The 18,550-nt window shown below is 44.9% G+C and carries 24 protein-coding genes; 17 read left to right on the plus strand and 7 right to left on the minus strand.

The window, feature by feature from the left end; all coding sequences use genetic code 11:
• Positions 1–17: 17 nt before the first annotated feature.
• From JGH11_RS02705 to JGH11_RS02735, 7 genes are all read right to left on the minus strand, one after another.
• The gene (locus tag JGH11_RS02705) at positions 18–518 is read right to left on the minus strand and encodes a hypothetical protein (protein ID WP_201110030.1); all 501 of its coding nucleotides are present in this window, start codon (positions 516–518) and stop codon (positions 18–20) included.
• Positions 518–1,006: a phage virion morphogenesis protein gene (locus tag JGH11_RS02710; RefSeq protein ID WP_201110031.1), complete on the minus strand. Its 489-nt coding sequence runs from the start codon at positions 1,004–1,006 to the stop codon at positions 518–520. Before JGH11_RS02710 ends, JGH11_RS02705 begins: the two co-directional genes overlap by 1 nt.
• The gene (locus JGH11_RS02715) at positions 1,003–1,794 is read right to left on the minus strand and encodes a phage minor head protein (RefSeq protein WP_201110032.1); all 792 of its coding nucleotides are present in this window, start codon (positions 1,792–1,794) and stop codon (positions 1,003–1,005) included. The genes JGH11_RS02710 and JGH11_RS02715 overlap by 4 nt, the downstream gene beginning before the upstream one ends.
• An 86-nt stretch (positions 1,795–1,880) precedes the next feature.
• Positions 1,881–3,152: a DUF935 family protein gene (locus tag JGH11_RS02720; protein ID WP_201110033.1), complete on the minus strand. Its 1,272-nt coding sequence runs from the start codon at positions 3,150–3,152 to the stop codon at positions 1,881–1,883.
• A 6-nt stretch (positions 3,153–3,158) separates the two neighbouring features.
• Entirely contained in the window at positions 3,159–3,650 is a 492-nt protein-coding gene (locus JGH11_RS02725; protein WP_255561540.1) for a phage protein Gp36 family protein, read from the minus strand.
• Positions 3,651–3,674: 24 nt separating this feature from the next.
• The gene (locus tag JGH11_RS02730; protein ID WP_201110035.1) at positions 3,675–5,207 is read right to left on the minus strand and encodes a hypothetical protein; all 1,533 of its coding nucleotides are present in this window, start codon (positions 5,205–5,207) and stop codon (positions 3,675–3,677) included.
• The gene (locus tag JGH11_RS02735) at positions 5,207–5,653 is read right to left on the minus strand and encodes a helix-turn-helix domain-containing protein (protein WP_201110036.1); all 447 of its coding nucleotides are present in this window, start codon (positions 5,651–5,653) and stop codon (positions 5,207–5,209) included. The genes JGH11_RS02730 and JGH11_RS02735 overlap by 1 nt, the downstream gene beginning before the upstream one ends.
• Before the next feature lie 233 nt (positions 5,654–5,886).
• Between JGH11_RS02735 and JGH11_RS02740 the strand changes: the two genes are divergently transcribed.
• The 17 genes from JGH11_RS02740 to JGH11_RS02820 all read left to right on the plus strand — a co-directional run bounded on the left by JGH11_RS02740 (position 5,887) and on the right by JGH11_RS02820 (position 18,516).
• Complete coding sequence (locus tag JGH11_RS02740; protein WP_201110037.1) at positions 5,887–6,831, plus strand: HK97 family phage prohead protease; 945 nt, start codon at positions 5,887–5,889, stop codon at positions 6,829–6,831.
• Positions 6,832–6,835: 4 nt separating this feature from the next.
• Positions 6,836–7,690 carry a hypothetical protein gene (locus tag JGH11_RS02745; RefSeq protein ID WP_201110038.1) on the plus strand — a complete coding sequence of 285 codons (855 nt, stop codon included), beginning with the start codon at positions 6,836–6,838 and terminating at the stop codon, positions 7,688–7,690.
• Between the two features lie 68 nt (positions 7,691–7,758).
• Positions 7,759–8,205, plus strand: coding sequence for a hypothetical protein (locus JGH11_RS02750; RefSeq protein WP_201110039.1), 447 nt, complete (start codon positions 7,759–7,761; stop codon positions 8,203–8,205).
• 1 nt (position 8,206) lies between these two features.
• Positions 8,207–9,406 (plus strand): DUF2586 family protein, encoded by a 1,200-nt coding sequence (locus tag JGH11_RS02755; RefSeq protein ID WP_201110040.1) that lies wholly within the window; start codon positions 8,207–8,209, stop codon positions 9,404–9,406.
• Between the two features lie 4 nt (positions 9,407–9,410).
• Positions 9,411–9,839, plus strand: a complete 429-nt coding sequence (locus JGH11_RS02760) for a hypothetical protein (RefSeq protein WP_201110041.1) — start codon at positions 9,411–9,413, stop codon at positions 9,837–9,839.
• Positions 9,840–9,872: 33 nt separating this feature from the next.
• Complete coding sequence (locus JGH11_RS02765; RefSeq protein ID WP_108821050.1) at positions 9,873–10,184, plus strand: hypothetical protein; 312 nt, start codon at positions 9,873–9,875, stop codon at positions 10,182–10,184.
• A 156-nt stretch (positions 10,185–10,340) separates the two neighbouring features.
• Positions 10,341–12,173, plus strand: a complete 1,833-nt coding sequence (locus JGH11_RS02770; RefSeq protein WP_201110042.1) for a tape measure protein — start codon at positions 10,341–10,343, stop codon at positions 12,171–12,173.
• A 4-nt stretch (positions 12,174–12,177) separates the two neighbouring features.
• Complete coding sequence (locus tag JGH11_RS02775; RefSeq protein WP_201110043.1) at positions 12,178–12,687, plus strand: DUF6046 domain-containing protein; 510 nt, start codon at positions 12,178–12,180, stop codon at positions 12,685–12,687.
• A 10-nt stretch (positions 12,688–12,697) separates the two neighbouring features.
• On the plus strand, positions 12,698–13,675 hold the full coding sequence (locus JGH11_RS02780; RefSeq protein ID WP_201110044.1) for a hypothetical protein: 978 nt from the start codon (positions 12,698–12,700) through the stop codon (positions 13,673–13,675).
• Positions 13,672–14,232, plus strand: coding sequence for a hypothetical protein (locus JGH11_RS02785; RefSeq protein WP_201110045.1), 561 nt, complete (start codon positions 13,672–13,674; stop codon positions 14,230–14,232). Before JGH11_RS02780 ends, JGH11_RS02785 begins: the two co-directional genes overlap by 4 nt.
• Positions 14,229–14,564, plus strand: coding sequence for a hypothetical protein (locus JGH11_RS02790; protein ID WP_201110046.1), 336 nt, complete (start codon positions 14,229–14,231; stop codon positions 14,562–14,564). Before JGH11_RS02785 ends, JGH11_RS02790 begins: the two co-directional genes overlap by 4 nt.
• Positions 14,565–14,834: 270 nt before the next feature.
• Entirely contained in the window at positions 14,835–15,368 is a 534-nt protein-coding gene (locus JGH11_RS02795; protein WP_201110047.1) for a phage holin family protein, read from the plus strand.
• Entirely contained in the window at positions 15,352–15,762 is a 411-nt protein-coding gene (locus JGH11_RS02800) for an N-acetylmuramoyl-L-alanine amidase (RefSeq protein ID WP_201110048.1), read from the plus strand. Before JGH11_RS02795 ends, JGH11_RS02800 begins: the two co-directional genes overlap by 17 nt.
• Positions 15,762–16,271: an OST5 family protein gene (locus JGH11_RS02805; protein WP_201110049.1), complete on the plus strand. Its 510-nt coding sequence runs from the start codon at positions 15,762–15,764 to the stop codon at positions 16,269–16,271. Before JGH11_RS02800 ends, JGH11_RS02805 begins: the two co-directional genes overlap by 1 nt.
• Positions 16,268–17,128, plus strand: coding sequence for a hypothetical protein (locus tag JGH11_RS02810; RefSeq protein WP_201110050.1), 861 nt, complete (start codon positions 16,268–16,270; stop codon positions 17,126–17,128). The genes JGH11_RS02805 and JGH11_RS02810 overlap by 4 nt, the downstream gene beginning before the upstream one ends.
• Positions 17,121–17,609: a hypothetical protein gene (locus JGH11_RS02815; protein ID WP_201110051.1), complete on the plus strand. Its 489-nt coding sequence runs from the start codon at positions 17,121–17,123 to the stop codon at positions 17,607–17,609. Before JGH11_RS02810 ends, JGH11_RS02815 begins: the two co-directional genes overlap by 8 nt.
• Positions 17,602–18,516: a tail fiber protein gene (locus JGH11_RS02820; RefSeq protein ID WP_201110052.1), complete on the plus strand. Its 915-nt coding sequence runs from the start codon at positions 17,602–17,604 to the stop codon at positions 18,514–18,516. Before JGH11_RS02815 ends, JGH11_RS02820 begins: the two co-directional genes overlap by 8 nt.
• The last annotated feature ends 34 nt before the right edge of the window (positions 18,517–18,550 follow it).

Consider the following 18,550-nt stretch of genomic DNA (forward strand, 5'->3'; position numbering starts at 1 on the left):
ATGAAAATGCACTTTTTTTATACGGTCTGAATAACTGCTCTTATTATCGGACTGGCTGGCGTCGTTTTTCTTACTGGGACACATGAGTCGTCAATAAATGCAACCGCATAACCAATATTACGGTTATAAATTCCGTCGCGGCGTATCGGTGGGCTCATTTTCTTACGTGCCAGGGTTGCAAAGCCAGGCGGTAAAAAGTCTTGCCCGTGTAAGGTTTGATTTACTTTTTTGCAAGTATCCCAGTTTTTGCGCGCTTCATTCTTTTGCGTTTGTGGTGCACGGTTTGAAGTATTTGAAAGCCTCAAAAAATAAAGCTTTATAGTTACCATAACCAGCCCGCGTTGTCTGAGCTCGCCGTCGTCGGTATAGTCGGCGTCTTGCACTTCGATAAGCGCACACGGGTATTTTACGGGCGGGCGTTCGTAATCGTCCATTTGTCCCCAGTCCTCGTCAATATATTTTAGTTCGGGGACTTTAGCCTCCAGGCGGTCTTGTATTGCCTCTATTAGTTTATCCATTACTTATTGAATAATTTAGTTATATAATCTTTAAGCTCCCTTTTCACATGTTCGGTTGTTACTTCGTTTACAATCTTTGTAACCTCGGGTGCATCGCCTATAAACTGACGTTTCGGCATTTTTACCGTATAAGCCCCCACACTTGCTTTTTGTGCGTAAGACGCCTTTTTATTGTTCTTATTGAAACGACCCTTTTTATTAAAGTGTATCACTTGCTTACGTGCTGGCATGTTGATAGTTCCGCCCTCGTTATGTATGCCCGTGTAAGGCTTTGACGAACTATAAACCAGGCTTTCGCCTTGTATGGTTGGCTTTATAGAATTACGCATTGCCGACGTTCTCACCAAAAGAGAGCCCCGCGAAACTGGGCGTTTTGTAGGTTGCCAGGGTGCGCCACTGAAGAAAGCCTTGCGCTCAAAATTTCGGTCGAAAGCCTCCGTTAAATCGACTTTCAAATCTTTTAAAATTCTGTTTACAAAATCACTCATTCGTTTAGCATTTTAGTTACCTCTTTATCTTTTAAATACGGGTGATGTGGCGGAAAAATAACGTTTTGCTTACCAGGATTGAAGCGGAACATTTCGGAGGTATTAACCCCGCCAGCTCCGACGGTATAAGTTGCTTTATTGCCCAGGTCGTTAGCGGTTGTACTATCCGACTGAGGGTAACGGCTTTTTCTGACTTGTACCGCATTGCAACGACAGCGCCAGCCATTCGGCGGAAAGAATTTAGCCCAAAACGGGTCGCTCGGCGGCAAGGTTATATCGTGTAATACAGCATGCTCATAACGCACACGGCTATCGTTAGCGGTGCGGTACTGTAAATTATATTCGTCGCCGTCTTGCTCGAACTCGACCCACTTACTCGCCATTTGCGCCGATTGTTGAGCGAAAATATACTCACTCTCCAGGTAAGCTTTGTTATAATCATTATGCACCTGGCGCACGTCCTTAAAGAACTTAGAAAAGCTTTTTATCTCGCCTTTGTCGTCGATTAACAAGTCGCTGAGCTCGCGTAACTCCGTGTATGTTTTAGCCCCCGAAAACACATATATATTTTTATTAAAGTGCTGTAACATCGCCTCGGGTATTTCGTAAGTGATACCCGCCTGGAGCGCATCTTGCAAAACGCTGTTTATTTCATTAATCAGCCCTTTCACGGTTTTGTTATCCAGGTCGTCAAGTGTTATGCTGGTTTTCTTATTGTCGAAAGTCCAGCGAGCCACTTTATTAAAAGCCTTTAATAGCTTGCCTTTCTCGGTCGCCGATAGCGCCACGCGTTCCGTATGTCCGCCACAATCGGGGCACGTACAATTATAATACTCATGCAACGTCAGTTTATCAGGTGATGCCGTGCCCGCACCTACTGAAAATTTAATTTATCGCCTTTCTCGGTTTTGCCGTCATTATCCTTTTTCTCGGGCTGGGTGGGCTCAGTAGGTTGTACAATTTCGTAACGGTCGCCCTCTACTTCAATGCCGAATTTTTCCTTTATAAATTTGTCAGAGACTTTTTTATGTGGCATAATTTGCACCGTCATATCAAAGAGTCGGTCTATGTCCTCGGCGGCTGTAAACTTAAATTTCGAGGTTGTCGCTGGAATCCAGCCAATGCGATACAAAGCGGGTATAACAAGGCTATTCATATAGTTCTCAATCATACGCTTATCAGATTGCACAAGTCGGTCGGTTATTTCCATGCTTATTTTTTCCTTTGACTCGTTGCCGTTCTTTGTATCTTGCCCTACAACCGCCCCCGAAATTAACATACTCATTTCGTTGTTACAAAGACGTATAAGGTTGTTATATACATCGCCGTTTGTGCTGACGCCCTGGGCGAACTCGAAGTCCTCCGTTGTGTCGATAATAAACCACGCCGCCGCACCTATGTCGCGCATCATTGCCTCGGCATTATCCAGCATATCGGGGTCGCGCGTGTCTGTTTTCATTACGCGGGGCGGTATGCCGTAAATTTCGCAAAGCTCCGACCAGCAAGACTGAGCAAATTTTTTAAATAAAATATGCGGTACGGCTTTATTTAATATACCCAAATGTCCCGAGTTAAACTCCAGTAACCAGCGTTTATACTCTTTAGCCTTTCGGTATTCCAGGAAGCTATCGAACGAGGTATCAGGATAAAAGCGCCCAAAGTCGGGCACTACATTACGGCGCGGTATAAGCTCAATTTTCGGCGTGTTGTCTTCGACTGATAATTCGACTAATGAATGATTATAATATTCACTATCTAACATATAGCCGAACAAATCAGGTATAAGCTCCAGGTCGCTAATTATACCCGTCAGGCGGTCGTCGGTCTTTTTATCAGGCGTCAACATTTCATAACTCGCCGCGATTGTTTGCTCCTTTCGGTTATTCATTTGCGAAGTCAGGTGGGCGTCGTCTGATATAATGGTAAAAATATCCTGGAGCTGTATTTGCTTCGGGTTTTCCGCTTTTAGTGCCAGGGTGCGCGCCCTTGTCAAGTCCTCAATATCTCGCCGTGCCTGGCTAATGGCTTTGCGTACTGTTTTAGGCGCGTAACTCCCTTTTCGATTAGTCAGTGAGGGCGTACCATTTATTTTAGCCTGGAGCGTTGCCAGGGTACGAAGTGCAATGTTTTGTACTGTTTTATTCATTGTGTATTAATTTCTTTTATTGAAATATGTTTCATTGTCCCCCTCATGGTTGAATTTTGGACGGCTACCATAACGAAACGGTTTTTTTGACGATCCAGCCTCGCCGTTATTATCTGTATTTAATATTGGTAATCTCGGGTTTGCGTCTCCTTTTACCACACTCTTAAGCCAGGCGATAGCACGGTCGTACCGTTCTTTTACTTGCTCGTGAATTATATCTACATTCGCCAGCTCGCATATATACCAGGCGGCAATACTTAGACAGTAGCGAACTATCAGCGCGTTTCGGTCGTTGCCCGTTGCCTCGAAAATTTTATCTACATCATAAAGCGGTCGCCCGTCGTCAAACTCTTTTTTGTTGTTTGGGGCTAAATAGCTTCGTACCTCTTCTATTGCGGCGTCAATCGCTTGCAACGCGATATCGTCGTTATGCTCTGTGATTTCTATTATTTGGTAATTATACATTACCGTTTGTAATTCTTGTATCGTAATAAACATGTTTAAATACTATTTAAATGGTGATTAATAACGACGACTTGCCCGCCTTTGCGTTCGGTATGTGCCCTTACGTTGAGCCAGTTTTTTATCTAATATGCAATATCCGCCCTCTATACAGTCGGGGGCGTCCATTGCTCCAGAGTAGCTTGGTGATACGGCTTGAAATTGCCCTATTGTTTCTTGCATTTGCTCGTTTTCTTCATCTTTTTTGTTGAATATGAGCCAGCCCAAACGGTAAGGCGGGTTTAATGTTGCCTCTATACGTGTATATTTATTAACCTTTGCCCGCTTGTCTTTTTGCACATGTAAAGGGATGCCTTTTTCTCGGCTTCGTCGTCTGAACTCAGGGTCGAAATAATCATCGAAAAAGCCGTCTTGCAGTCCGTTACATTCCATGTAATATTGAGCGGTTGCACCAGCCGCCGCGACAATTCGTTGCATGTCGTAATAAGCTTCTATAAATTCATTTTGCCCACATTGTTTACAAAACACTTTTATTACATACGTCTTTTCCATTTTACGCCCTAAAAGCGCAACAACTTTAAAAGAACTGTTTTTTGATTCTCGGCTGGAGGTTGACGGGTCGCCGTAAACGATAAGTTGCTCCAGTGTTTTAAGCGGTGGTATATTGTCAAAATATAAATCGTTGAATATTCGCCCCTCAGTGATAGGGTTATTATAATATTCTTGCTGAATGATTGAGTAAGGTAAAACGGCTAACGTTTCGTCGATGTCTTGCTCGCTGTTTTTAGACCATGAGCTCACCCCGTTTGTGCGTATGTTAACTATATCTACCTTATTCGCTTTTTTCATCATTTCAGTCATACAGCAATATTCTGCTATGATGTTGCCGCACGCTATAATTAACAGTTTGATATACACCTCACGCGTACCAATAACCGCCCCGAATATCCACTTAACCCGCTTTCTTATTATTTCGGGGTTTTGGCAGTCTTTGTCCGTATCTATATCATCAAAAAGGATAACATCGGGGCGAATAGCGTTACTATTTGTACCGCGCGGGTTTTGGTCAGCTCCGACCGCTCGAAACGCAACGCCTTTTCTTGTTACAAACTCAGTACCTCGCCATTTAAAGCCCCTTTGTTTTCCGTAATCGTTAATTATACGCTGGTTGTCCTCTAATTCCATTTTATAAGGCTCTAACAAACGCTCGGCGTTGTCCTCGGAATTAGATACCATTAAGATATTTTTCTTTTTGCCAGTCAAAGCAAGCTTTAAAACCTCCATGCGTGTACGCGTCGATTTTGCTAACGACCGAGACCAGCAACGACACTCAAACCAGTTGCGGTCTTGCATTACTCTTTTTGTAGCCTTAATATGAAAATCGGCGGGCGGGATGGGCATTTTTGTTATCTGATTTTCTGATATATGCGGAAAATAATATCTGAACCACGCCTCGTCGTCCGCCTCCAGTTGTTTAATACGGGCTTGTTTTTGGGCGTAAGTTTCGGTTATATCTACAACCGTACAACGTTTTAATGATTCATAATACGCCGACCAGTCGCTATGAGCTTGTTTGTCTGCTACTTTTGCCATTATAACTTAGTTTTGATATATCCGTCGAAAAGGTCGCTTAACTCTTTGGCTTTTTCCACATCAAAACCGCGTACCCATTCAAGCAAACCGATAGACACGTCGACAATATCGCGTACCCCCGTTTCACTTTCCAGTTTTTGCGCGGCGGCTGATAGTTTGTTAAGGATGTCCGCTTCTTTACTGTTTGCGTAACGTTGCCCCTTATCTCGCTCAGAGATAGCCTCGTTAATCTCGTTTATTTGTGCATAGTAGCGGGCGAGCTGTTTTTCCTTAGTTATTGTTAGGCTTGCGAGCTCAACGTCCCATTTTTCGGAGTTAACCCAGCGACTTATCGTTTGCACGGTAACACCTACCAGCTCGGCAATCTCTTTTTGTTGATATTGCCCAGTGATAAAGAGCGCTTTTGCGTTCTTTTTTTTCGTGTCCTGTTTTGGAGTTCTACCCATTTCGACAATTTGAAAATTTGAAAATGTGCCGAGTTGGTAATCAAAAAATTATACCATGATAGCAGTATTATTTTGCAGTCTCGACGAAATTATTATAAGGCAAAATTGAGGCTTTAAACTCTGATAATAAAAAAGTTATGCCATTACAGCAGCGTTAATTTGTAAGCTCTTTTCGACGCGGTAAGTTTGTGTTGAATTTCTGTTAAACCAAATTAAAACAGTCATGTAAACAAATGGACGAAAAAGAGCAAATATTTATTTTATCAGATAGTAGCCAAACCAATACAAAGGGCTTTCGTGTCGCCTTGTCAGGTGGGCGCTTTGAGCGTTTCGACAGTAACCCCGTAATGCTTTACGACCACGATACAAAACTGGTGATAGGGCGCTGGGAAAAACGCAGTATTGAGAATGGCAAAATGACAGCAACCGCCGTGTTTGATGCTGGCGACCCCATTGCGGCGGAAAAAGCCCGCAAGGTAAAAGAGGGCTTTTTGCGGGGGGCGTCAATCGGTATTATACCGCTAAAAATGGAAGAAATCGGCGACGAGTATGTATTGACAGACTGGGAACTGATAGAAGCAAGTATAACTCCCATACCCTCCGACGCTGGAGCGGTACGACTATACAACGAAAAACGCGAGGTTATCTCTTTCGAGCAACTCAAATTAAGCTTTTCTAATAATAACAAAATCAGTAAAAAAATGGACGAAAAGGACACTATCGTACTGACGGGAACAACCCGTCAAAGCCTCGGTTTGTCTGCAAATCCTACGGCTAAGCAAATAGAGCTTGCCGTCCAGGAAAAAGACGACAAAATCGACGAACTAAACAAAAAAGTTGACAAGCTGGAAAAGGCACATGTCGAAACTTATCTCTCTCAGGCTGTAAAAGACGGCAAAATAACAGAGAAAGAAAAAGCCGATTATGTGAAGCTTTCACAGGGCGACAACTTCGACAATGTGAAGTCAATAATTGACGCTAAACAGACCGAGGGCTCTTTATCCCTTAAAGAACTGGCGGATAAAGGAAAAACAGACCTGACGGCTGGAGACCGTTCGAGCTGGTCTTGGATGGACTGGGCGAAAAAAGACAACAAAGGATTACAACGCCTGAGCCACGAAAACCCGACCGAGTTTGAGAGACTGAAAACTGAGTACAAACAATCTAAAAACAAGTAATAACATGCCTGGAGTATATAAAGAATTTTGGACGGATATAATCTTAGAAGATTTTTATCCTGACGGCTCATTCCTTAAGGAATTACAAGACTTTGACGCTTTGAACGATAACAATATCATTCACTTGTCAGAGGTCGGAGCTGAGCCGAACGTTTTGGAAAATAACACAACTTACCCTATTGCCAGCGCCGAAAGAACGGACAACGGTATCGACGTGCCTTTGTCTACATTCGACACTGAAAACACTATCGTAAGACGTATTGACGAGCTGGAGACAAACTACGACAAAACAAAATCGGTTTTAGCCCAGCATAAAAACGTATTAGCCGAAAAGGCGGCGGTCTCGGCGGCTTACAACTTAACCCCATTGCAAGACACAGTAGGAACGCCAGTAATTAAAACGACTGGAGCGGACAGAGGCGACGAAAAAAAGAAACTAAAGTTTGACGACGTGCTACGTTTGAGCATGAGGTTTAACAAAGGTAATTTTCCGAAAAACGAACGTGTCCTGGTTTTGTGCCCTGAGCATGAGGCTGACTTGTTATCTGAGGACTCCGACCGCTATAACGCTGTAATGACTACGGGCAAACTTGCCACTTTCAAAGTGTACACTTTCAGCGATAACGCACTATACGACCCCGCAACTGGCAAAAAACAGCCTAAAGGTGCATTAACGGGCAACGAGTCGTCATTCGCTTTTGTGAAGTCCAGAACTTTGCGCTGTATGGGTGATATTGAGGGCGAGCCCGAAAAACACTGGGCTAAAGAGCGCGGCTATCTCATTGGTTTACAAATGCGCTTTATCGCTTTGCCTTTGCAGTCTAAAGGCTTTGGCGCAATTTACAGCGATAACGTATAAAATTAACATTTCATTCATTCAGCTAATAGTCATTAGCCATTGGCTATTAGCTTCTAAAAATCAAAATTATGTCAGATGTTAAAAACAATCAGGAAGATAATACAACAACAACGGGAGATATACAACCCGTTGAACCGACAACAAAGGCGGGCGATACAAAAGTCGAAAAAGTAACTAAGCCCAAAGCTAAAGCAAAACCCGCGAACAATAAGAAGCCAGCCCAGGTCAAAGCGCCCAGCTCGGGTACTCAGGCGAAAGCGTCGACAACCGATACGCAAGCCGCAAGCTCCGAAACTGAGAGCAAAGAGGTAAAAAACGAGTTGCAAGCCGAAAAGCCAAATGCTAACACAGAGAAACGCAAGCGTATAGCTAAAAACTTATTCGCAAAGAATGATGGCTTGACAGAGATATTTTTCACCTCCGATTTTATGCCTTTTGCAAAAGAGCAAGACGCAAAAAAACACGGGTCGGGCTTGAATGACAAAACAGTAACCCCAATCACAAAAGAGGACTAATATGGGACAATTACCAAATGTTAAAATAGATTACGGTAACGGGGCGCTGGGGCAAGCTATCGCCAGCGCTGACGGTTTAATTTGTCTTATCGTGGTGGGTGCGGTTGCCATTGCCGACAAATTCGACCTGGCTAAAACTTATCCATTGCGCAAAACTGGCGACCTGGAAAACCTGGGTATTACCTCAGACAATAACCCCGAAATGTACAACCTTGTAAAAGGATATTACACGGAGGCAACCGAGGGTACTAAGGTTTATATCATCGGTTACCCCGATACGCTGAAAATGTCGGACGTGCTGGACTACGACAACCCCTATGCCCGCAATATTATTGAGTCATTAAATGGCGAAGTGCGCGGTCTATTCATCACGGCAAAAGCTGGAGCAAACCCGACTATTACGAAAGGGTTTGACGACGACCTGGAAGCCGCAAAGCTCAACGCTGAAACGCTGGGCGACTGGGCAACCGAGGTGCGCTTTGCTCCTATTTTCGTGATTATCGACGGGCTAAACTTTAGCGGCGACCCCGAGGCGGTCGAAGATTTGCGCAAACAAAATTATAACCGTGTGGGCGTCGTTGTCGGGGCTGGAGCTCCAGGCTTAGCAAACCAGGCTATCGGCTTAATTGCTGGGCGAGTGGCGATATCGCCAGTACAAAGAAATATAGCTCGCACGGCTGACGGTGCGCTTAATGTGCTGGCTATGTATGCGGGCGATAAGTCGGTCGAGGTTGCCGACGTTGAGACCTTGCACGATAAGGGTTATATCACTTTTCGCACGTTTACGGGCATGTCGGGTTACTACATAACAGACGACCCCCTGGCAACAAAAGCGACTGACGACTATAACCAGTTGGCACGCCGTCGCGTGATTGATAAAGCCTATCGTATTGCTTACGCGGTACTGATTGAAAAGCTTAACGACGAAATACCCGTAAACAGCGACGGTACAATGATAGAGACAACCGCCCGTTCTTTCGAGCTGGCAGTCGAAAACGCTATCGTTACCAACATGACAAATAACGGCGAACTATCTACCAATCCGAAAGATACGACCGACAGAGGCGTAACATGTAAGATAGACCGCACCGTTAACGTGCTGGCTACAAATAAGGTAAACGCTGAGCTTCGCGTCCGTCCGCATGGCTACTCTAAGTATATAACCGTATTACTCGGTTTTGAAGTAACACAACAAAGTTAAATATATGGCACTAAGTGATTTATTTCTAATCAACGGGCGCGAGTACGAATGGGCTGATATTAGCCTTAACGTCGGCGGTATTGATATAAAAGGCTTTCGTAATGTAAACTACAAAGAGAGCCAGGAAAAAGAGCCTTTGCACGCCAAAGGAAACAAGCCGCGAAGTATTCAGCGAGGTAACAAGACTTACACAGGCTCGCTCACTTTCACGCAAAGCGAAATTATAGCGCTTAAGACGGCGGCGGGCTCTTTGTCCCTACTGGATATTAAAGTCGATATAATCGTGGCATACACGCCCGAAAATTCGGCAAAGATACGCGTCGTTACAATCCTGGGCGCTGAGTTCACGGATATTGAAGAAAAGATGGCGCAAGGCGATAAGTTCATGGAAATAGAGCTCCCATTTGTGGCGCTGGATATTATCGCGGCTTAATCAGTATTAAACAGCATTTAAACAGTTTTTAAAATGGCAAAAGAGAATATAACAAACCCGACGCCCGAACAAATAGAGGGCTGGAAAGAAAAGTACAAAACGGTGCATAAGCTCACTATTGAGGACAAAACGGCTTACCTGAGAAAACCCGACCGCCGCACGCTTTCGCTGGCAATGACAAAAATATCGAAAGGCGATATTATGGGCGGCTCAGAAGCAATCCTCGAAAATTGCTGGCTCGGCGGCGACACTGAGATAAAGACCGACGACGACCTCTTTATGGCGGCGGTGGGCAAAGTAGGCGATTTAATCCAGGTTAAAGAAGCCGAGCTGGAAAAGCTTTAAGGTTAGCGGAGGTCGACGAAAAGCGCGAAGCTATCCGCATCCTGGACGGACAACTCCGCTACTATCTGCATATAGACCCCGACACGCTAACCGATGACGAGTGGGCAATGCACATTAAAACCCTGGAATATATAAGAAAACAAGAGGCTGGAAAGAATGAGTAACTTTTTTACATACGTCATAAATTTACGCGACCAAATGTCGGGCACGCTTCGCCGCGTTGGTGGGTCTATCGTGGACGCATCAAACAAAGTTCAGAGGTTGCGTAATGACGTGCGTAAATTAGACAGGACGCCGCTAACGGGTTTAAAAAACTCATTCACTAACCTCTTTAAAAGTATTCCTTTTGCTCAGTACATATTTAACCCGCTCACTATTGCGGGGGTTGTCGGCGGTCGGGCTCTTAAGCTGGGTATCGACCAGGAAATGCGAAACGCATCTTTTGAGGTCTTATTCGGCGGCGAAGAAAACGCCCGCAAGATAATTGACAATATCGACACTTACGCCAAAAAGACGACTTACGGCAAAGATAACCTGAGCGAGGCGGTGCAAATGATGGCGGGCTTTGGTATTGCTCAGGAACGCATAATGCCAAACCTTAAGGCTATCGGCGAAATAGCGATGGGCGACAAAAACAAGCTTAACAGTTTGGCGCTCGCCTTTTCGCAAATGTCGGCTACTGGGCAACTGATGGGGCAAGACCTTAACCAAATGATAAACGCGGGTTTTAATCCGCTTTTACAAATGAGTAAGGACACGGGTAAGAGCGTCGGCGTACTGAAAGATGAAATGGGCAAGGGCAAAATATCGGCGGATATGGTCGCCCAGGCTTTCCAAAAAGCGACCCAGGAGGGCGGGCAATTTTACGGTATGTCTGAGAAAATGAGCCAAACGCTCGGCGGGCAAGCCTCCCTTGCAATGGCTAATATCAACGATAAGCTAATACAGTTTTATAACTGGATGCAACCTTACATATTGCCAGCTATGAGAGCCTTTAATCTATTGCTTACTGATACGGGCACTTTCATTGATAAGGTTGTCGCGAAGCTGGAGGGCTGGTATAACAATAATATGCTACTGGGTACAAGTATAGCCATTCTTACCGCCGCGTGGCTTGCGTATAAAGCTACATTCTTAGGTTTAATCGGGTTGCACGCTCTTATCGCCGTATGGCGTAAGGCTGTTATCGCTTACGAAATAGTTGTTTTTGCAATTCAAAACGCGACGAGCCTATGGACGGCGGCGCAATGGTTGTTAAACGTGGCGCTTACGGCTAACCCCGTCGGGTTGATTATTGCGGGCGTTGTGGCTCTTATTGCCTTAATCGCTTTTCTCGTTATCAAAATTGACGGCTGGGGCGAGACCTGGGACAATGTGTTGACTATGTGCAAACTTGGTTTTGAACTCTTTAAAACCGCCGTTACTCTTATTTGGCTAAAAGTACAAGACGCTTTTTTAACTGGCTTTGAAGTTATAGAGAAAGGCTGGTATAAAGTGCAAAGCCTTTGGAACTCGGACGCTGCAAACGCTGGGCTCGCAAAGCTGGAGGGCGAGCGCAACGCCAGGGCTAAAGAGATAGCCGAGACACAAGGAAAACTTACCGACCTGGCGACGCAAATGTCGGATATGGAGGTTTTTAAACTTCGTGTAAATGAAACCTCTTTTAGTGATATAGCAAATAGTTTAAAATCAAAGCTCGGCATTTCGTCGGCTGGTATTCCTGGAATGTCGGGCGATGGTGACGGCACGGGCGGCGGTACTGGAGCTGGAGGCGCGGGCGGAACTGGTGGGGGCGGTGCAAGTGGCAAAGCCGCAAATAATATAACAACGGGCGGCTCTAAAACGACACATATAACGCTGACTATCGGCGAGCTGGGTAATAATATGACGGTGAACGCTAACGGTGTACGTGAGGGGGCGCAAAAAATCAAAGAAATAGTACAAGACGAGATTACGCGGGCTCTATTAATGGTACAGGCAAATATTTAAAAACATGGCAAAACAACCTTTAAACCCTTTATTCAGACGTGGCGACGTGATACTTCGCGAAGTTGCCGACCTGGTCGAAAGCGGGCAAACGGTCGCTATGGTAATGCCTTTTACTTTCTATTTACCCGACGACTCAAAGTGGTTATTGCCTTATGAGCCTTTAATCTCGTTGCAAGGCGAAAATATCATCGTAAAGCGCAATGTCGCAAAGTCTGAGGGGCGCGGCTCTATTAAGGAACGCTGGGCGGAGGGCGATATAAAAATAACTATTGACGGCACATTTGTAAACGCCGACCTCACCAAATACCCAGCAACTGAGGTGCAAAAGCTCAGGCAAGTAATTACGCAACGGCGGGCTATCAAAATAGAAAACGAGCTCTTACAATTATTGAATGTCAATTATTTAGTTATCGAAGATTACAGCCTCCCTTTCAGCAAGGGCGAAAACGTGCAAAATTATAGTCTTACGGCGCTGAGCGATGACAGTTATAACCTTTTTATAGAAGTGAAATAAAATGTTTGATATGAATTACTACATACAAATAGGCTCTTACAAGCTGGGCTTGCTCCAGTCGGTCGAGATTGAAAAGTCCGTCGACCTACTGACGCAAACGGCTGTTATTGTCTTGCCTGGTGTGGTATATAATCAATCGTTAGACCACGAAAAATATATTAAGGCGGGCGATAGCGTCCTGGTTAAACTCGGGTACGACGGCGAGCTGGTAACAGAGTTCGAGGGTTACGTCCAACGCATCGACACGGATGACGACAGCCTGACAATAAATTGCGAAGATAGCATGTATTTAACTCGCAAAGCGATAAGCCCGAAAGTGTTTACTAAATGCAAGGTTAAGGACGTCGCCTCTTATTGTGCCCAGGCGTTGAGCTTTGAGCTGGATTGTACGATAGACTCTGAAAAGCATTATTTCGATAAGTTCACCATAAGCCCGAATGATACAGTTTATAACGTTCTCAGTAAGCTAAAGGACGCAACAAAGGGACAAATCTATATAACCGATAACAAAAAGCTGAATATACACCCGCCATATACCCAAAAAGGGGGCGACGTGGTCTATGACTTTGCCGTAAATATTGAAGAATCAGACCTCAAATATAGGAACGAAAGCGACCGTTTGCTTATGGTCGTGGCTAACGGGGTCGGCATAGACGGCAAAAAGATAAAGGCAACGGCGGGCAAAGCTGGCGGCGATGTTGACACGATAGAGGTTAAGTTCCCAGTCTCAAAAGAGGCTTTGCAGAAAATGGCGGACAACCAGCTCAAATATAAATCATACACGGGCTATGAGGGTAATATAAAAACTTGGCTTATTCCATTTGTCGAGCCGACCTGGAGCGCGAAGATTATCGACAAAGATTATGAGTATAAAGAGGGTACATATTACGTTACTGGTGTAAAAACGACTTTCGACGATTCGGGCGGCGTGCGTGCCGTCGATTTAGGCAAACGGCTTGTAATAAGCGATAAAACGGCAAACGAATGAACAAACGGGCACAAATAGCGCAATTACTGGGCGATATAGTCGGAAAAAATCGCGGCGGGCTGGTCTTTTTCTCGGCTCAGGTTGTAAGCGTACAGGGCGATACTTGCACGGTAAAAATTGACGAGCTGGACTTACCCGACGTAAGGCTCACCCCGACAACAACCGAACGCGACGAAACGCTTTTATTAACGCCAGCGATAGACAGCTTTGTACTGGTGGGCTCACTTTCGGGCGACCTCAATAATTTATGTGTGTTAGCTTCAGATACACTCGCCAGCGTAGAGCTCACAATCGGAGATATAAGCGTATTTATTGACAAAGAGGGCGTTGTCCTTAATGGCGGCGAACTGGGCGGGCTGGTAAAGCTGGACAACGTAACAAAAAAAATTAACGCCCTGGAAAATCAGTTAAACCAGCTCAAAAATATACTTAAAGCATGGACGCCCGCGCCTATGGACGGCGGGGCGGCTCTTAAGGGTTTGATAAGTACCTGGGCTGGGCAACCGATAGCAATAACGAAAAGTTCAGACCTGGAAAACAAAAAAGTAAAGCAATGAAACAAACAGGCATAACCATAAACGAAGAAACGGGCGACCTTAACGTAAAGGTGAGCCGTGACAGCCTGGGGCTGATAACTGGCGGGCTGGTTGTCGGTGATGTGCAAAAGCAAAACCAGGCTATAATAGTTTATATGCAACCTGGCGAAATGAAAGAAGCCCCGCAAGTGGGCGTGGGTATTACCTCGATGCTTTTATCCAGTGATGCGCTACTTTATAAGCATAAGATACGCGAGCAACTGGAGGCGGACGGCTTTCGGGTTAATCACCTGGAAATAGCAAACGAGCAAGATAACAAATTAAATATACAACTCAATGCAGTCTATCAATAGCACACAGGGGCAATGGCTGGGCGATGTGGCGATAAAGCACGCGGGCACGATTGAGGCGCTTTTCAGCCTTGCCGTACTAAATAACACCTCGCCGACTGAAAGCTTAAAGGCTGGCACTGAGCTAACCCCCTCAGAGATACAAAACAAGCGGGTTATAAATTATTATGAGCGCAACGGTATAAACCCCGCCAGCTCCGACGCTGGGTCGGCTCAGGTTGTCGGGCGTGGTATCGGTAACATGACGGTAAATATTGATTTTATAGTGTACTAATGGAACGAATTAACAAAATAATTGAGTACGTGGGCTCTAAACTTTGCCAGTACATCACCAGTATAGCTGGAGGCTTGCTGGTCGCGTTTGAAACGTCAATACCTTTTTTTATTCCGTGTCTTATTGCGACCGTTATCGACGTTTGGGCGGCTTATTGCCTGGCGCGTCGGGTACATATCAAACACCCCGACCGTGCCGACGGAAAATTTAAAAGCGAGTATAAGTACCGCGTCATGTACACAATGATAATAGCCTTAACAGCTATAATACTGGCTAATCACGTCGATGTGCATGTACTCAAAGATACCGATATAGCCGTGCGCTCGGTTGTGGGTGCGTTCCTATTCTATCAAATTTGGTCTATCCTGGAAAACTGGAGCTCAGAGAATGACAACAAAATAGCCCGCGCCTTGCAACGTGTGATGGTGAACAAAGCCGAACGTCATTTAAACGTACCGTTAAGCGATATTTTATTAAACGAAAAACCAACTAATAACGAAGATAAGGAGGTCGATAATGAGAAAGATAAATAAAATTATACTCCATTGCTCAGCTACAAAAGAGGGGCAAAAGTTCACGGTTAAAGATATTGACGCCTGGCACAAACAAAGAGGCTTTAAAGGCGTAGGTTATCACTATGTAATATTATTGGATGGAACGGTCGAGCCTGGTCGCCCTGAGTCGGAAATCGGAGCTCACACGCTCGGGCAAAATGCAAACTCTATCGGTAATTGCTATATCGGTGGGCTGGACGCGAACGCAAAGCCTAAAGATACCCGCACCGATGCACAAAGAGAGGCGCTTATCAAACTGGTTAAGGAACTCAAAGTTAAATATCCAGGGGCGACCGTTCACGGGCATAATGAGTTTGCAAATAAAGCGTGCCCGTCATTCAATGTAAAAGACGAACTAAAAACATTTGACTAATGAAAAGAGCTATTTATATACTGGTCTTGTTTTCCGTTATCCTGGTGGGTTGCCGAGCTCCGAAAGAACTAACGACCGACACAAAGCAAAAGGAGCAAAAAAATATAGAGAATAATATCTCTTTGGTCGATACCTCGACACTCGACGAAGTTGTCAGCCAGGCAATGCAAAAGTATTTCAATGAAAAGCTAAATATCAACATCAATAACAAAGTGTACGACACTGAAAAGCCCGCCGACCCTGAGACGGGCAAGCCTCCGTTAAAGGAAGAAACTAACATAAGCCTGAGCAAAGAAACTAACGAGCTGGAGACAGACTCGACGACAATAAAAACGAATGAGTCCACGCGATCTGAACTGGTCGATAAAAGCAAAGATAAATCGAAGTTCGAGGGCTCAGAGAAAACAACAGAGAAAAAGGGCTTTACTTTTTGGGAGGCTTTGGGGCTTAGTGTCGCCGCTTCTTTATTCATAGGTTTTGTAATATTCTTAATAGGTAAATTCAAATGACTATCGCCGAAATAAAAGCACAAATGACGGACGCCTTTATCGCAAACGAAACGGTTAAAAAGGCTTACAACCTCCAGGCGGGCAAAAGCTTTGAGGAGCAATTCTCGACCGTGTCACTCGAAAATATATTGTTTTTCATCGTGGCGACGGCTATGTGGCTAAATGCCCAGCTTTTCGACCAGCACAAAACCGATGTTCTCAACATATTGCGAGAAAATAAAGCGCATACGCCGAACTGGTACGCGACCCGTGCAAAAGAGTTTCAATTTGGGCACGAACTGGTAGCGGGCACAGACCAGTACGATAACTCAAAACTGACAGCCGAGCAAATACAAGCCGCTCAGGTTGTAAAGTTTGCGGCGTCGGTCGAAGCTGACGACCAGAGCGTCTTATTTGTGAAAGTGGCGACCTATAACAATAACGTTAAGCAACCTTTAAACAGTGCCCAGCTCGTCGCTTTTACGGCATACCTGGGACGGATAAAAGACGCGGGGGTACGAATAACAGTTGTAAACTCACCAGCCGACGACTTGCGCCTGGAAATGGATATTTACTATAACCCGCTTATCCTGGATAATGAGGGGCGACGCCTCGACGGCTCAGACGACATGCCAGTACAAAAAGCGATACGCGACTATATCAGTAACTTATCGTTTGACGGGCTATATATAAACCAGTCGCTCGTCGATAAGTGCCAGGTAGTCGACGGCGTAGAAATTGCCGAGCTTCAGCAAGCCTCGTCGCGTTATGGCGTTCAGGTTAATTACAGACCGATAAACGCACGAAGCCGCCCTTATGCTGGTTATTACCAGGTAACAGACCAAAACCTTATTTTAAACTTTATAGCAAATGAATAAAAACTATTATAACATAGGTTATTCGCGCCTGGCGTTGCTTCTTTTGCCTACGATGTTACGACAAAATTTGATAGTTGCCCTTATTACGGCACTGGTGCGACCGCTTACGGTTATACATAGCAATTTCGATACTTACCGTAACCAGGTTGACACGTCGGTAAATTCTCAGGTCTGTTATTTAGAATACTTGCTTAATGACGCTTACGACTATTACGACCGCCGTATCATTATAAGGGACGCGCCTATCAATTACGATGACTTTTTCCTTTTCGACGAACCGAGCGGCAAAGCGGTTATGGTATCGGATAATGAAGACCCCGCCTGGTGGGTCGACGACGGAAAACTGGGAGCAACAAACGGCGATTTTGAGGTCGTATTCCCGAAAGGCTATGTATTTACCCAAAGCGAAGAAAAAGCACTCAGACAGCTAATAAATAATAATAAACTGGCATCTAAAAAATATAATATAGTGTATGAATAGTATAAATTTTTTCAGTGGCGATAAGTTCCCGCAATACAGGCAAGCGCTGGCAAAAATGCAAGATATGATTAACCTTGTTGCCGGGCTGGCGGGTATGGGAGGTAAAAACTTTATTCTCTCAGGTTGCGAGGTCGATAATGACGGCAATGTAAGCGACGGCGTTATCGTTCTCAATGGTGAGGTTATACCCTTAAAAGGGGCAAATGTTAACATCGCGACCGCAAAAATAACAATCAAAGAGACACGCCAGGACGTAAACGCTTTTAATGTGGTTTACCCCGAGACCTACATAAACCGCGAGGCTCAGTTCGCAAGCAATGGCGAGTATAGCTGGAGCGAATTAGAGCAAGTAAAAACAAATGTAGAGCTCTATAAACTTATTAAGGATATTGCGGGCGATGCTCCAGGAACGATAAAAGAGTGGGCGGGTGCGCCTGGTAAAGTTCCGACGGATTACTTATTGTGTGATGGGCGCGACCTCTCAATTTCTGATTATCCGAGTTTATATGAAGCTATCGGTGTTACATTCGGAGGCGATGGGCTCACAACTTTTAAGCTACCAAATGCGGGCGGTCTATTTTCGGTTGGTTACAGTGGGGCTGGTGATTATGCGAGAATCGGACAAACTGGAGGTGAAGAAAAGCATAAATTAACTATTAGTGAAATGCCCCGCCATAATCCAGCTAATAACAACATTTTTAATAAACTATCGGCTCGGGCGGCTGACGTTAGCGACCTGGGTACACCTGGAAGCGTCGACCAGGACGCCGCCGACAAAGAATATAACGTCGGTAATATGACAAACCAGCGCTGGGATGATGCTACAATAAAAGATATAGGTAATGACGAGCCCCACGAAAACCGCCCGCCGTATATCGTATTTGCCAAAATTATAAAAGTGCGCTAAAACACTATTTAATCACTGATTAAAAGCTATTAAA

The organism is Dysgonomonas sp. Marseille-P4677 (genome assembly GCF_016652235.1).
Taxonomy (GTDB): domain Bacteria; phylum Bacteroidota; class Bacteroidia; order Bacteroidales; family Dysgonomonadaceae; genus Dysgonomonas.